Source organism: Piscicoccus intestinalis NBRC 104926, assembly GCF_001515525.1.
Lineage (GTDB): Bacteria > Actinomycetota > Actinomycetes > Actinomycetales > Dermatophilaceae > Kineosphaera > Kineosphaera intestinalis.
The window spans coordinates 1-14,950 of the sequence record NZ_BCNQ01000115.1 but is presented as its reverse complement, the minus strand read 5'-3'; the positions used below and the strand labels follow the sequence as shown (position 1 = coordinate 14,950).

At 73.5% G+C, this 14,950-nt stretch carries 8 protein-coding genes, 1 pseudogene and 1 riboswitch; of the genes and pseudogenes, 6 read left to right on the top strand and 3 right to left on the bottom strand.

The features are described 5' to 3' along the window. From PINTE_RS16010 to PINTE_RS16000, 3 genes are all read right to left on the bottom strand, one after another. On the bottom strand, positions 1–1,472 hold a 1,472-nt coding region (locus PINTE_RS16010), incomplete at its 3' end, for a magnesium chelatase ATPase subunit I (RefSeq protein ID WP_245642991.1). Further along, positions 1,469–5,236 (bottom strand): cobaltochelatase subunit CobN, encoded by a 3,768-nt coding sequence (gene cobN / locus PINTE_RS16005; RefSeq protein WP_068432797.1) that lies wholly within the window; start codon positions 5,234–5,236, stop codon positions 1,469–1,471. The genes cobN and PINTE_RS16010, both read right to left, overlap by 4 nt. 29 nt (positions 5,237–5,265) lie before the next feature. Further along, a riboswitch (cobalamin riboswitch) is annotated at positions 5,266–5,427 on the bottom strand. A gap of 463 nt (positions 5,428–5,890) precedes the next feature. Then, complete coding sequence (locus PINTE_RS16000; RefSeq protein ID WP_068432795.1) at positions 5,891–6,937, bottom strand: YihY/virulence factor BrkB family protein; 1,047 nt, start codon at positions 6,935–6,937, stop codon at positions 5,891–5,893. A 338-nt stretch (positions 6,938–7,275) separates the two neighbouring features. Between PINTE_RS16000 and PINTE_RS24490 the strand changes: the two are divergent. The 6 genes and pseudogenes from PINTE_RS24490 to PINTE_RS24925 form a co-directional block, all read left to right on the top strand. Beyond that, a pseudogene (locus PINTE_RS24490) lies at positions 7,276–7,518 on the top strand (ferredoxin-like domain-containing protein); the annotation flags it as partial. 1,173 nt (positions 7,519–8,691) lie between these two features. Continuing rightward, a complete protein-coding gene (locus tag PINTE_RS24485; protein WP_373280170.1) occupies positions 8,692–9,363 on the top strand; it encodes a precorrin-8X methylmutase in 672 nt (223 codons plus the stop codon). Beyond that, complete coding sequence (locus PINTE_RS15990; RefSeq protein ID WP_068432793.1) at positions 9,356–11,044, top strand: precorrin-2 C(20)-methyltransferase; 1,689 nt, start codon at positions 9,356–9,358, stop codon at positions 11,042–11,044. The genes PINTE_RS24485 and PINTE_RS15990 overlap by 8 nt, the downstream gene beginning before the upstream one ends. Position 11,045: 1 nt before the next feature. Further along, the gene (locus PINTE_RS15985) at positions 11,046–11,606 is read left to right on the top strand and encodes an isochorismatase family protein (RefSeq protein WP_068432791.1); all 561 of its coding nucleotides are present in this window, start codon (positions 11,046–11,048) and stop codon (positions 11,604–11,606) included. An 88-nt stretch (positions 11,607–11,694) separates the two neighbouring features. Further along, complete coding sequence (gene fumC, locus PINTE_RS15980) at positions 11,695–13,107, top strand: class II fumarate hydratase (protein ID WP_068432789.1); 1,413 nt, start codon at positions 11,695–11,697, stop codon at positions 13,105–13,107. 611 nt (positions 13,108–13,718) lie between these two features. After that, complete coding sequence (locus tag PINTE_RS24925; protein WP_157087297.1) at positions 13,719–14,876, top strand: PIG-L family deacetylase; 1,158 nt, start codon at positions 13,719–13,721, stop codon at positions 14,874–14,876. Positions 14,877–14,950 lie beyond the last annotated feature (74 nt).

The following is a 14,950-nucleotide window of genomic DNA, read 5'->3' as shown; positions in this document are numbered from 1 at the left end:
CGGCCGCGCGGGTCCAGCGGGGTGACGCCGCGCACCTGGCGGCCCACCGTCGTGACCGCGCGCGAGCGGCGCCCGGTGACACCCTGGCCGACCCGGTCGAGCGTGAAGACCTGTGCGGCGTGGGGCTTTCCAGCTTTCTCGGTGCTCGATCGGGCGGCGCCCGCGGCGGGCGGGGATTGTGTCGCGCCTCGGTCCTGCTCCTGCCGTGGCGGCTGCGGATCGGACTCCGATCGCGGCGGCTGCGGCGGTTCGGAACCGTCGGCAGCCCGGTCGTCGGCAGGGGGCTGCTGCGACGGAGCCTGCGGCTGCGTCGAATCCGGCTCATCGGTCTTCGGGTCGGTCGACGGCTCGGGTTCGCGATCGGGCTCCGGCTCGGGCGGCTCCTCCCCCAGCACCCGCTGCAGGATCTCCTCCAACTCGGCCGCTGCCGATTCGGGGGTGTCGAACGGGTTGCGGCGCCGTCGATGCGGCAGGGCGAGCCTGGCCGCGACGCGGATGTCGTTGTCCGACACAGCGCTTCGGCCCTGCCAGGCCGCGTGCGCGGAGGCGGTGCGGGCCGTGACGAGGTCGCCGCGCATGCCGTCGACGTCGAACTCGGCGCAGATGCGGGCGATCTTGACCCACGCCTCCCGGGGCGCCTCGACCCCGGCCACCGCCGCCCGGGCGCGGGTGATCCGGCGGGCCAGCGCCTCCTCGTCGGCGGCGAATCGGTCGGCGAAGCCGCCTGCGTCGCGCTCGAAGTCGAGCCGGCGGGTGATGACCTCGACGCGGGTGTCCGGGTCGCGGCTGGCGGCGGCGTCGGCGACCAGGCCGAACCGGTCGAGCAGCTGCGGGCGCAGGTCGCCCTCCTCGGGGTTCATCGTGCCGACGAGCACGAACCGCGCCGCGTGCTCGACCGAGACGCCTTCGCGCTCGACGCGCGCCCGGCCGGTGGCGGCGGCGTCGAGGAGTCCGTCGACGAGATGGTCGGGCAGCAGGTTGACCTCGTCGACGTAGAGCACGCCGCGGTTGGCGGCGGCCAGCAGGCCCGGCTCGAACGTCACGTGCCCGCGGGCGAGCAGCGAGTCCAGGTGCAGGGAGCCGGCGACCCGGTCTTCGCTGGCGCCGACCGGCAGCTCGACGAGCGGCACCGGACGGCGCCCGACCCCGTCTGCGTGCCGGTCGAGGTCGGGGCACGAGGGGTCGGGTGCGGCCGGGTCGCAGGCGAATCGGCAGCCGGGCACGACGTCGATCTCGCCGAGCAGCCCGGCCAGCCCGCGCACCATCGTCGTCTTCGCGGTGCCCTTCTCGCCGCGCACGAGCACCCCGCCGACGTGCTCCCCGACGGCGGCCAGACACAGCGCCAGCTCCATCGAGTCCATCCCCACGATCGCGGTGAACGGAAACGCCGAAGGCTGCCCTTTCGGTCGAGGGCCAGGGCTGGAGCCGGAGCCGTCGGCCGACAGGGCAGCCGTCGGCCGGTTGGGGGTCACTTGGCGTCCTCCAGGTCGCCTTCGGTCTCCAGGTAGGTCGTGCGGAGGGCCTCCAGGGTGTCCGCCTCCGGGTGCTCCCACAGGCCGCGGTCGACGGCCTCGAGGAGGCGCTCGGCCATGCCGTGCAGCGCCCACGGGTTGGACTGCTGGAGGAACTCGCGGTTGGTCTCGTCGAGCACGTACTCGGCGGTGAGCCGCTCGTACATCCAGTCGGCGATGACGTTGGTCGTCGCGTCGTAGCCGAAGAGGTAGTCGACGGTCGCGGCCATCTCGAACGCACCCTTGTAGCCGTGGCGGCGCATCGCCTCCATCCACTTGGGGTTGACGACGCGGGCGCGGAACACCCGCGAGGTCTCCTCCAGCAGCGTGCGGGTCGCGACCGTCTGCGGCCGGGTCGAGTCGCCGAGGTAGGCCTCCGGAGACCGACCGGTCAGCGAGCGCACGGTGGCGACCATGCCGCCGTGGAACTGGAAGTAGTCGTCGGAGTCGGCGATGTCGTGCTCGCGGGTGTCGATGTTCTTGGCCGCCACCCGGATGCGCTTGTACGCCGATTCCATGGCCTCCCTAGCGGGTTCGCCGTCGAGATCGCGTCCGTAGGCGTAGCCGCCCCAAGTCGCGTAGACCTGCGCGAGGTCGGCGTCGGTGCGCCAGTCGCGGCTGTCGATGAGCTCGAGCAGCCCGGCTCCGTACGTTCCCGGTCGGGAGCCGAAGATTCTTCGCGCCGCGTGGGATTCGTCGACACCCTCGGCGACGTCGGCGCGCACGTGGGCCCGCACGAAGTTCGTCGACTCGTCCTCCTCCTGGGCCGCGGCCAGGCGCACCGCGTCGTCGAGCATCGCCACGGCGTGCGGGAACGCGTCGCGGAAGAAGCCGGAGATCCGCAGCGTCACGTCGACCCGCGGCCGGCCCAGCTCGGCGGCCGGCACGACCTCCAAGCCGGTGACCCGCCGCGACGCCTCGTCCCACACGGGCCGGATGCCGAGCAGCGCGAGCGCCTCACCGATGTCGTCACCCGCGGTGCGCATCGCCGAGGTGCCCCACAACGACAGCCCGACGGAGGCGGGCACCTCGCCGTGGTCCTTTTCGTACCGCTCGATGAGCGAATCGGCCAGGGCGCACCCGGTTTCGTAGGCGAGCCGGCTCGGGATGGCGCGCGGGTCGACGGCGTAGAAGTTGCGCCCGGTGGGCAGCACGTTGACCAGGCCCCGCAGCGGGGAGCCCGAGGGCCCGGCGGGCACGAACCCGCCGCCCAACGCGTGCAGCGTGTGCGCGAGTTCGTCTGTGGTGCGCCCCAGCCGGGGCACGACCTCGGTGGCGGCGAACTCTAGGATCGCCGTCAGCGCCTCGGGGTCGGGGTCGATGTCGGCGGGGCCACCGTCGTCGAGGGCCATGGCGACGACCTCGTCGACGGCCTCGAGCGACCAGTCGCGCTCCTCCATCGCCTCGATGAGCTCGCGGGCGGAGGCCTCGACGTCGTCGGTCTCCCGGCGTCCGGCCTCGCCCTCGACGAGCCCGAGGGCCTCGCGCAGCCCGGGCAGGCTCTGGTTGCCGCCCCACATCTGGCGGGCCTGCAGGATCGCGAGCACGAGCGCGACGCGCGGCTCCCCGGTCGGGGCGGCGCCGAGGATGTGCAGGCCGCCGCGGATCTGCACGTCCTTGATCTCGCACAGCCACCCGTCGACGTGCAGCACGAGCTCGTCGAAGCCCTCGCCCTCTTGAACCTGCGACAGGTCGGTACCGGCGAGCCCGAGGTCGTGGTCGAGCTTGGCGGCCTGCAGCAGAGTCCAGATCTGCTGTTGGATCGCGGGCGCCTTCGCCGGGTCCATCACCGAGACGATCCCGTATTCGTCGAGCAGCTGCTCGAGCCGGGCGATGTCGCCGTAGGAGTCGGCGCGGGTCATCGGCGGCACGAGGTGATCGACGAGCACCGCGTGGGCGCGGCGCTTGGCCTGGGTGCCCTCGCCGGGGTCGTTGACAAGGAAGGGGTAGATCAGCGGCAGGTCGCCGAGGATCGCGTCGGGTGCGCACGAGCCGGAGAGCGCCGCGCCCTTGCCGGGCATCCACTCGAGGTTGCCGTGCTTGCCGATGTGCACGAGCGCGTCGGCACCGAAGCCGCCGTCGTCCTGGCGGGCCTGCAGCCAGCGGTAGATGCCGAGGTAGTGGTGCGTCGGCGGCAGCTCGGGATCGTGGTAGATCGCGATCGGGTTTTCCCCGAATCCCCGTGGGGGCTGGACGAACAGCACGACGTTGCCGGCCCGCAGCCCGGCGTAGACGAGGTCGGGGCGTCCGTCGCGACCGGCTCGGGAGGCGTCCAGGTACATGTCGCCGGGCGCCGGGCCCCACTTCTGTTCCACCTGGGCGCGCAGGTCGGCGTCGACGTCGGCGTACCAGCGTTCGTAGTCGCTGGTCGGCACCCGCAGCGGGTTGGCGGCGAGCTCGTCGTCGGTGAGCCAGGCCTGGTCGTAGCCGCCGCGGGCGATGATCGCGGCGATGAGCTCGTCGCCGTTGCCTGATTCCAGCCCGGGCAAAGCGTCGGGGCCGCTCAGCGGGCCGACGTCGTATCCGGCGTCGTGCATGGCCCGCAGCAGCGCGAGCGTGGAGGCGGGGGTGTCGAGGCCGACGGCGTTGCCGATGCGGGCGTGTTTGGTCGGGTAGGCCGACAGCACGAGCGCGATGCGCCGCTGCCCCACCGGCACGTGCCGCAGCCGGGCGTGCGCGACGGCGATGCCCGCGGCGCGGGCGGCCCGGTCGGGGTCGGCGACGTAGACGGGCAGGCCGTCGTCGTCGGTCTCCTTGAACGAGAACGGCACCGAGATGATGCGCCCGTCGAACTCCGGCACGGCGATCTGGGTGGCGGCGTCGAGCGGGGACACGCCGTCGTCGTTGGCCTCCCAGTCGGCCCGGGAGCTCGTCAGCGCGAACGCCTGGATCACCGGCACGTCGAGATCGGCGAGCGCGCCCGCGTCCCAGGCGTCGTCGGCGCCGCCCGCCTGCGCGGTGGCCGGGGTCGACCCGCCCGCGGCGAGCACCGTCGTGACGACCGCGTCGGCGCCGCGCAGCGTCGCCAGCAACTCCGGCTCCGGGGCGCGCAGCGAGGCGACGTACAGCGGCATCGCCCGCCCCCCGGCGGCCTCCACCGCCTCCGCGAGCGTGCGCACGAAGCCGGTGTTGCCGCTCATGTGGTGCGCCCGGTAGTAGAGGATCGCCACCGTCGGAGCCGGTTGCTCGCCCACGGCGTCGAACGCCCCCGACCAGCGGCGGCAGTCGTCGACGCGGCAGCGCTCCCGGGGCTCCTTCGAGCTCAGGCAGGCGCCCGTGCACCCGAGCCAACCCCACGCCGGGGCGGAGGCGGGCGGCTCGAACCCGTGGCCGGTGAGCAGCACGGTGTCGGACAGGAACGCGCCGAGGCGGGCGAGGTTCTCGGAACCGCCGTGGGCGAGGTAGGCGTGCGCCTGAGCCGCGACCCCGGCAGGCACGGTCGAGGCGCTCATGAGCTCGGCGTCGGGGGCCTGCTCGCCGGTGAGCACGACGACGGGCCGGGGCTGGTCGGCCGCCAGTAGCGCGTCGAGCCCCTCGGCCCACGCGCGCCGTCCGCCGAGCAGGCGCACGACGACGAGGTCGGTGCCCTCGAGCAACTCCGGCAGGTCGTCGACGACGAGCCGCGCGGGGTTGGCGTAGCGCCACGACACGGCAGCATCGGGGCGGTCGTTGGCCGCCCGGGCGGACAGCAGGTCGGTGTCGGACGTCGACAGCAGCAGAAACACGAGCAGTGCCTCTCTCGGGGTCCGCGCCCCGGGACGGATGGTCGACCGGGAGTCTCTGGCTACCCGCATCGTCTCGGCGAGGCCGCCGAGCGCACGCGGTTCACAGTGGCGGGACCGCGCCGGACTCACACCGGCTTCCTCCCCGCTGGCCGTCCATGAACGTTGTCGGGCCGATCGTCGACCCTCAGCGAGGCTATCAGCGCGACCGCGGACCCGACCGGTCGCGCTGACCGGCCGGCGCCTCACGCGCACCCACCCGCACCCGCCGGATGGCCCCCGGACGGCCGCCGCCGACGGCGCCCGGAGGGCCGCCGGCGACGCTGCCCGCGATCATTTCGCCGAATCGACTATCCCGTCGACGATGACGGCTGCGCGCCGACCTCGTGACCTGCGGATTCGCCGGCCGACGCCCGAGCAGGCTTCATCGGGATCGTCGAAATGGCGAATCCTCCGGGGTGGCGCGGCCGGCCTGGGCATCCGAGTCTCGACAGCCCACGCACGGGAGCGAGCCACCGCAGAGTCGGCCACACGCTTGTCCAGACGTGGCCCTGCGCCGGCGACGAGTGTCCGGCCTGGCGTGTGGCTTGGCCTGTGGCCTGGCTGTGGCCTGCCGTCGCCACGGTCGCGGGAGCGCCGCGAGCGCGGACACCCCGATCAGCGCGCGCCGCTGCCGGACCGGTCGCCGCGCGCGGAGCGGCCGGCCTTCTGGGCGCGGCGGTGGGCGGTGGCGTTCTGCCCGTCGTGGTCGAAGGTGACGTCGACGTTCTGGAAGCCCTTCAACGACTGGGTCTGCACGAGGTGGGTGTAGGCGAGTTGGTCGGCGATCGTCAGGTCGACGCGGTCGGTCATCGGAGTGAGCAGCGCCCGGGGGTAGAGCCGCCGCGACAGCACGACATTGAGTTCGACGCAGGCCACCAGGCCCATCGACGCGATGTAGAGCCACATGATCAGACCCAGGACGATTCCGAACACGCCCTCGGTGGCGCCAGCGCGCCCGATGACGGTCTGCACGACCGAGGCGCCACCGGCCTGCAACAGTTGCCAGAGCACCGCCGCCAACACCGCCCCCGGCAGCACCTGCCGGGTGGAGACGGGTGCGACCGGCCCGAACCGCAGGATCGCCACGAACAGCGCGATGGACAGGACGAACGAGCCGAGCAGCACGAGGAACTGCGTGGCGGCCGACAGATCGACGGTGAACGCCAGGGCGCCGCCGAGTTGCGACAGCAGCGTCGTGGCGACGACGAACAGGCCCAGGATGCCCAGCACTCCGATGCTGCGCAGCCGCAGCACGACGGGATTGGGGCGCTGGTTGCGCCGCACGTTCCACGCGACGTTCATCGCGTTCTGCACGGCGGAGGCGACGGCGATCGAACCGTACAGGGCGGTCAGACCACCGATCGTCACCGCCGTCACGCTCCCGGTCAGCTCCCGCGCCTGGATCTGGTTGCCGATGAGCGGAAACTGCGCCATCGCGGTCTGCAGGATCGCGTCGCGCAGCTCCGGGTCGGAGTCGAGCACGAAACCCAGGATCGAGGCGAGCAGCAGGAACAGCGGGAAGATCGAGAAGAAGCCGTAGAACGCGATGAGCGCCGACAGGTACACGCCCTGGTCGTCGAGGAACTTGTAGAAGACCGCGACCGGCACCCCGAGCACACGGTGTCGGCGCTGGAAGTGGTCGAGCCGCCGGGCCAACGACATGACCGCCTCCTTCCCCAATGGCGGCGCTCCCCAGCCGAATCGCCAGGCGCGTACGCCGATCCTCCCATCGCCGCCCTGGCCGGATCCGACGGCCGCTGGGGTTCGGGCTCGATCGTGGCCGTTCCGTTGCCGGCGCGACCCCTCCCGGTTCGCTCCCGACGCGCTCCCGACGCGCCCCCGGCGCCGCGGCGCACCGCCCGGACCTCGACTTTCCCGGTGCTCGCACCGACCGCACAGCCCCGGCGTAGGGTCGAGACGTGTCCACCTCCGCGCCCATCTCCGAACCGGTCTCCGAGCCCCCAGAGCCCCCACAGCGGTCGTCAGCCGCCACGTCCGCGATGACGTTCGCGACGGCATCGGCTCCCGGCCTCGCGGCCTTCGGTCCGCGCGCCGGAGGTGACCGGTGCCCGGGGGCGCTGCGCATGCACGAGGCCGCCGACGGGCGCCTGGCGCGCATCCGGGTGCCGGGTGGTCTGCTCACGGCCGACCAGGTGCGGGCCCTCGTCAACGTCGCCGTCGTGCTCGGCGACGAGCACCTGCACCTGACGGCCCGCGGCAACGTCGAGGTGCGCGCCGTCAGCGACCGCGACCTGTTCACCAGCCAACTCGACAGCGCAGGCCTGTTGCCCGCGGCCAGCCACGAACGCGTCCGCAACATCGTCGCCTCCCCGATGGCCGGTCTCGACGAGTTCGGTTCACCCGGCGTGCTCGGAGCCGGTTTCGTGCCGACCGTGCGGGCGCTCGACGCGGCGCTGGTCGCCGAACCGGCCCTTGCCGACCTCTCCGGGCGGTTTCTCTTCGGCCTCGACGACGGGCGGGGCGACGTGCTGTCTCTCGAGCCGGACCTGGCGGTCGTGCTCCTCGACCCCGCCGGCAACGAGCCCGCCGAGCCCGCCCAGCCCGCCGGGCCTGACACACCCGGTGACCCGCTCGTACGTCTGGTCGTCGGCACCGAGGCCCAGGCGCCCCTGGCGCACGGGCCGGTCTTCGCGCTGGCCGACGCCCCCCGGGCGCTCATCACCGCCGCGCTCGCCTTCCTCGCGCACGCGCGCGAGGTCGCCCCCGACTCCGTCTGGCGTTTCGAGGACCTCGCCGACCCGGCGGCCGCGGTACGCGCGGTCCGCGCAGCCGTCGAGGCCGACGTGCCGACGCGTGCCACGACCGCGCCGACCCGGCTCCCGCTGCCCGGGCGTCGCCCGGCGAACGCCCCCGCGGCCCAAGGCGGCCCGGCTCCTGGGGTGCACGTGGCGAACGGCTCGGCCACCCTCGTCGTCGCCCTCCCACTCGGCTCGGCCCCGGCCTCGGCCTGGCGGCTGATCGCCGAGGTGGCCCGCGCCGCCGACGGACTCGTGCGCACGACCCCCTGGCGCAGCCTCGTCGTCGGCGGGCAGCCCACGCAGACGGCGGACGCCGCCGCCGGTGTGCTCACCGAGGCCGGCTTCGTTCTCGATCCGCTCGACCCGTGGACCTCGCTCGGGGCCTGCACCGGGCTGCCGGGCTGCCTGAAGTCGCGCGCCGACGTGCGCGAGGCCGCGTCGCGGGTGCGCGCTGACCTGCTCGAACGGCCCCGCGACGCGCGTGGCCTGCACCTGCCGGTGTACCTGTCCGGCTGCGAACGCCGCTGCGGGCACCCGCGCACCACCCACGTCGATGCCGTCGCGATCGACGCGACGACCTACCGTGTGGGTCGGGCCGACCACCGTGACGCCCCGGCCGCGGGCCGCACGCTGCTCAGAGACGAACTCGCGCGCGCCGTGACCGCCAAGGAGGCCAAGGAGGCGAAGGAGCCCGTGACCGACCGCTACGACTACCTCACCGACGGCGCGGAGATCTACCGCCGCTCGTTCGCGACGATCCGCGGGGAGGCCGACCTGTCCGGCTACGACCCCGACGAGGAGCGCGTCGCGGTGCGGATGATCCACGCGGCCGGGGAGATCGACCTCACCCGCGACATCGCCTTCTCCCCCGGCGCGGTCGCCGCGGGCATGGCGGCCCTGCGCGCCGGCGCCCCGATCCTCACCGACGTGCAGATGGTCGCCTCCGGCGTCACCCGGCGCCGCCTGCCCGCCGACAACGAGGTGATCTGCCTGCTCTCCGACCCGCGCGTGGCGCCGCTGGCGGCCGAGCTCGGCACGACCCGCACCGCGGCCGCGGTCGAGCTGTGGCGCGACCGGCTCGACGGCGCCGTCGTCGCCATCGGCAATGCCCCGACCGCCCTGTTCCACCTGCTCGACCGGCTCCACGAGTGGCGCGAGCGGCCCGCGGTGATCCTCGGCATCCCGGTCGGGTTCATCGGCGCCGCCGAGTCCAAGGCGGCCCTCGCCGACAACGACCTCGGCCTGGCGTCGATCGTCGTGCACGGTCGACGCGGCGGCAGCGCGATCACGTGCGGCGCGCTCAACGCGCTGTCCAGCACCGATGAGTGAGGCGGCGGCGCCGGGAGCACCGGAGGCAGCGGCTGCGGCTCCCGCGTCGGCCCCGGGCGTGCTCATCGGCGTCGGGGTGGGTCCCGGGGATCCGGGGCTGCTGACGGTCGCGGCCGTCGAGGCGATCCGCGAGGCGGACGTCGTCGCGTTCCACTCCGCCCGGCACGGCAGGTCGGTGGCGCGCGGCATCGTCGCCGACCACCTGCGCGACGACCACGTCGAGGAGCACCTCGTCTACCCGGTCACCACCGAGGGCACCGACCACCCCGGCGGCTACGCGGGCGCCCTGGCCGACTTCTACGACGAGGCCACGCAGCGCCTCGCCGCCCACCTGCGGGCCGGACGCACGGTCGCGCTGCTCGCCGAGGGCGACCCGTTCGTGCACTCCTCCCACCAGCACCTGCACTCCCGCCTCGCCGGGCGCTTTCCGACCCGCGTCATCCCCGGCATCAGCTCGGTCACCGCCGCCGGCGCGTCGCTGGGGCGCCCCCTCGTCGAGGCCACCGAGACCCTCGCGGTGCTCCCCGGCACCCTGCCCGAGGAGGAGCTCGCCGCCCGCCTCGGGGAGGCCGACACGGCCGTCGTCATGAAGCTCGGCCGCACGTTCGGCCGGGTCCGCGCCGCCCTCGACCGCGTCGGTCGGCTCGACGAGGCCTGGTACGTCGAGCGGGCCAGCACCCCGGACGAGCGGGTCCTGCCGCTGCGCGACGTCGACCCCGAGCAGGTGCCGTACTTCTCGCTCGTCGTCGTGCCCTCCCGCGTCGGAGACCCCGCCGCGAAGGCCCCCCGGGAGCCCGCGACCGACCCAACCGACCCGGCTCCTTCGGCTCCTTCGGCAGAGCCGGCAGACCCGGCTCTCCCGATGGGCGACGCCGGCGGCGCGGTCGTCGTTGTCGGACTCGGCCCTGCGGGTCCGTTGTGGCTGACGCCCGAGGCCAAGGCGGCGCTCGCGGCGGCCACCGATCTGGTCGGGTACACGACGTACGTGCGGCGGGTTCCGCTGCGGCCCGGGCAGATCGCGCACGACTCGGACAACAAGGTGGAGTCGGAGCGGGCCGAGTTCGCCCTCGACCTGGCCCGTCGGGGGCGCCGGGTGGCGGTCGTCTCGTCCGGTGACCCCGGCGTCTTCGCGATGGCCAGCGCGGTGCTCGAGGTGGCCTGCGAGGAGCCGTACGCGCACGTGCCGGTGCGGGTGCTGCCCGGGGTGACGGCCGCGCACGCCGCCGCCTCCCGGGTCGGCGCCCCGCTCGGGCACGACTACGCGACGATCTCGCTGTCGGACCGCCTCAAGCCGTTCGAGGTCGTCCGTGACCGGGTGCTCGCCGCGGCGCGCGCCGACCTCGTCATCGCCCTGTACAACCCGGCGAGCAAGGAACGCACCTGGCAGGTCGGGGCGGTGCGCGACGACCTGCTCACCGTGCGCTCCCCCGACACGCCCGTGATCGTGGCCCGCGCCGTGGGCGCGTCCGACGAGGCCGTGAGCGTCACGACCCTGCACGACCTCGATCCGGCGGTCGTCGACATGCGCACGCTGCTCATCATCGGGTCGAGCCAGACGTTGGTGGCGCCGCGCGAGGGCGGACGGCAGAGTGTGGTGTACACGCCGCGGCGCTATCCGGAGCCGAGCAGCACGACTGGCGCCCCGGCACCGGGAGGTACGGACCACGCTCGGGAGGGCTGACATGACATCTCTGCGCATGGACGCACACAAGAGTGTGCTGGTGATGGTCGACTTCCAGGAACGGCTGATGCCGGCCATCGCCGACGGCGAGAACGTGCTGCAGCGCGCCGGTTTCCTCACCCAGGTCGCCCAGGAATTGACGGTGCCGACGATCGGCACCGCACAGAATCCTGGGCGATTGGGCCCCAATCTGCCTCCGGTCGGCGACCGCCTCGACGTCGTGGTGGAGAAGATGACGTTCGGAGGCGGAGCCGGCGGCCTCGACAGCGCGCTCTACGCCTACCCCGACCGCCCGGAGATCGTCGTCGCCGGCTGCGAGGCCCACGTGTGCCTGCTGCAGACGGCGCTCGAGCTGCTGGAGTCGGGCGCCCACGGCCGGCGGGTGTGGGTCGTCGCCGACGCGTGCGGATCGCGACACCCCAGCGACCGCGACGCCGCGATGGCGCGGCTGCGCCAGGCCGGCGCCGTCGTCGTCACCGCCGAGATGGTCGCCTTCGAGTGGCTGCACACCGCCGAGCACCCTTCGTTCAAGGCGGTGTCCCGGCTCGTCAAGGAGCTGTGAGCGCCCACACTGGCACCAAGACCGAACGGTCGCGACGAATCGCCCGGGGCGGTGTGACGAGCGACACCGTCTCCCATACGTTGGGTCCATGACGACTCGCATCGAACGCGACAGCATGGGCGAGATCCAGGTCGACACCGACCGTTACTGGGGCGCCCAGACCCAACGCAGCCTCGGCAACTTCGACATCGGACGGGACACCTTCGTGTGGGGCCGGCCGATGATCCGCGCCCTCGGCGTGCTCAAGCTCGCGGCCGCGAGGGCCAACGCCGAGCTCGGTGAGTTCGGGCCCGACAGCAGCGCACACCTCACCGACGACCAGCTCGCCGCGGTCGAGCAGGCGGCGCAGGAGGTCGTCGACGGCGAGCTCGACGAGCACTTCCCGCTCGTCGTCTTCCAGACCGGCAGCGGCACGCAGTCGAACATGAACAGCAACGAGGTCGTCTCGAACCGGGCCATCGCCATCCTCGGCGGCGAGCTCGGCTCGAAGAGCCCGATCCACCCCAACGACCACATCAACCGCGGGCAGAGCAGCAACGACACCTTCCCCACCGCGATGCACATCGCGGTCGCCAGCGAGCTGCACGCCCGGCTCTACGACAGCGTGCAGCAGCTGCGCGACACTCTCGCGGCGAAGTCGACCGAGTACATGGACGTCGTCAAGGTCGGCCGCACGCACCTGCAGGACGCCACTCCGGTCACGCTCGGCCAGGAGATCAGCGGCTGGGTGGCGCAGCTCGACGCGGCGGTCGCCGGCGTCCACCACGCCGAGGAGGGGGTGCTCGAACTCGCGATCGGGGGCACCGCCGTCGGCACCGGCCTCAACGCCCACCCCGACTTCGGGCGCACCGCCGCCGCGAAGATCGCCCAGATCACCGGCCTGGGCTTCCGCCAGGCGCCGAACCTATTCGCCGCGCTCTCGGCGCACGACGCGCTCGTCGCGCTGTCGGCGTCGCTGCGCACGCTGACCACCGCGCTCATGAAGATCGCCAACGACGTGCGCTGGCTGGCCTCCGGCCCGCGCAACGGCATCGGCGAGATCCTCATTCCGGAGAACGAGCCCGGCTCGAGCATCATGCCGGGCAAGGTCAACCCCACCCAGTGCGAGGCGATGACGATGGTCTGCACCCGGGTCTTCGGCAACGACGCGACCGTCGCCTTCGCCGGCTCCCAGGGCAACTTCGAGCTCAACGTCTACAAGCCGGTGATGTCGCACGCCGTGCTCGAGTCGATCCGCCTCATCGCCGACGCGTGCGTGTCGTTCGACGAGCACTGCGCGTCGGGCCTGCGCCCGAACCAGGAGCGCATCACGGCCAACCTCGAGTCCAACCTCATGCTGGTCACGGCGCTCAACCGGCACATCGGGTACGACGCCGCGGCCAAGATCGCCAAGAAGGCGCACAAGGAAGGGTCGACGCTGCGGGAGGCGGCGCTCGCCTCGGGCGTCGACGGCGGCGACTTCGACCGCTGGGTGGTCCCGGCCGACATGACGGGTCGCTGATCGGCCGCCCGCCCCACCCGGGGCGGGCGAGCCGGCGCCGGCCGCGGCCGGCGCGTCACCGTGTGGCGGTACCGCCCCATCCGTGAGTGCGCATGGTGGCCAGGCTAGGTCGGCGTCAGCCGCGGTCCGTGAGTAGCAGTACTCAGTGCCTGAAAAATCAACCAAAAGAGGGAGGGGTCGCCCGGGCCGCAGGGCTCGGAACGCGGCCCGGGCACTTCGTCCAGAGCCGCTCGCGTCCCGGCGCTTCGTCCGAGGCCACTCGCCGCCCGGGCACTTCGTCCGAGGCCACTCGCCGCCCGGGCACTTCGTCCGAGGCCACTCGCCGCCCGGGCACTTCGTCCGGAGCCGCTCGCCGCCCGGGCTCGGCCGGCTCTGGCTCTCCCGGCCTCCTACTCCCGGGTCCCTCTACCTTCCCGGTTCCCCCCTGCTCCCCCGGCTCGCCCGGCCCCCCCGCGGCACGCCGAAGAATTCGCCATATCGACGATCCCGATGCGCCCGCCGGCCGCGTTCTGCCTGGTCAGCGAGCGCGCGGCCAGATCGGGATAGTCGATTCGGCGTTTCCCCGGCGGACTCGGGCTCGACCGAGCGCCCGCGGCGGCGATGATGCAGGCATGGACGAGACCACCGGCCCCGATCCGACCGCCGACCTCAGCGCCCGCGAACCGATCCTGCACCTGCGCGAATTCGTGGACTCCGCCGAGACTTTCGACGCCCACACGGCCCCGGACTTCTGGGAGGTCGGGGCTTCCGGGGCCGCCTACGACCGCGAGACCGTGCGTGCGCAGGTGCTGCACCGGCTCGACACGCAAGAGCAGGACGACCTCGTCAGCCAGGGCTGGCGCACCAGCGACCTGCGGGTGCGCCGGCTCGCGGGCGAGGTGTACCTGTGCACGTACACCCTCGACCAGGCCGGTCGGGTGAGCCGGCGGGCGAGCATCTGGGAGCGCACCGACTCCGGATGGCGAATCGTGTATCACCAGGGCACGCTCGCGCCCGACGCCGCCGACGCCCACCCCGAGGCCGACGCCGAGGCGGCGGGCCCCCGGCTGGAGCCCCTGAGCGAGGACTGGCAGCGGGCGCTCGTCGTCGTCGCGCACCCCGACGACATCGAGTACGGCACGGCCGCCGCCGTCGCCCGCTGGACCCAGGCGGGCAAGACCGTGACATACCTGCTGGCCACCCGCGGCGAGGCGGGCATCGACGGGATGCACCCCGAGGATGCGGCGAGCGTGCGCGCGCAGGAGGAGCGGGACGGGGCGGCCGAGGTCGGCGTCGACGTCGTGGAGTTCCTCGAGCACACCGACGGCGCACTGGAGTACGGGCTCGCCCTGCGCCGCGACATCGCCCGCGAGGTGCGCCGCCGCCGCCCCGACGTCGTCATCGGGCTCACCCACCGGGAACGGTTCGCCGGCGGCGGCACCAACCAGGCCGATCACCGGGCGGTCGGGCTGGCCCTCATCGACGCGGCCCGCGACGCCGGCAACCGGTGGATCTTCACCGACCTGCTCGACGAGGGCCTCGAACCGTGGTCCGGGGTGCGGCTGGCCGCGCTCGGTGCCTCACCGCAGGCCACCCACGCCGTCGACGTCTCCGACACGCTCGAAGCGGCCGTCGCCAGCCTCGAGGCCCACGCCCAGTACCTCGCCGGGCTCGACGACGACTACCCCACCCCGCGCGAGCTGCTCACCGGCATCCTGCGCGAGGGTGCGGCCGCGACCGGCTGGCGGGGCTGCGAGTACGCCGTCACCTTCGAGGTCTACGACCTGTAGGGCGGCGGCGCACCTCACCGCGCGTCGAGGGCGCCGCGCAGCCACGCCAGCGCGGCGGGCACGTCGGCGACCAC

Bases quoted from the DNA above. Each gene is read 5' to 3' on its own strand.
- PINTE_RS15990 (WP_068432793.1), top strand. From the start codon at position 9,356: ATGAGTGAGGCGGCGGCGCCGGGAGCACCGGAGGCAGCGGCTGCGGCT.
- PINTE_RS16000 (WP_068432795.1), bottom strand. From the start codon at position 6,937: ATGTCGTTGGCCCGGCGGCTCGACCACTTCCAGCGCCGACACCGTGTG.
- PINTE_RS15985 (WP_068432791.1), top strand. From the start codon at position 11,046: ATGACATCTCTGCGCATGGACGCACACAAGAGTGTGCTGGTGATGGTC.
- PINTE_RS24925 (WP_157087297.1), top strand. From the start codon at position 13,719: ATGGACGAGACCACCGGCCCCGATCCGACCGCCGACCTCAGCGCCCGC.
- fumC (WP_068432789.1), top strand. From the start codon at position 11,695: ATGACGACTCGCATCGAACGCGACAGCATGGGCGAGATCCAGGTCGAC.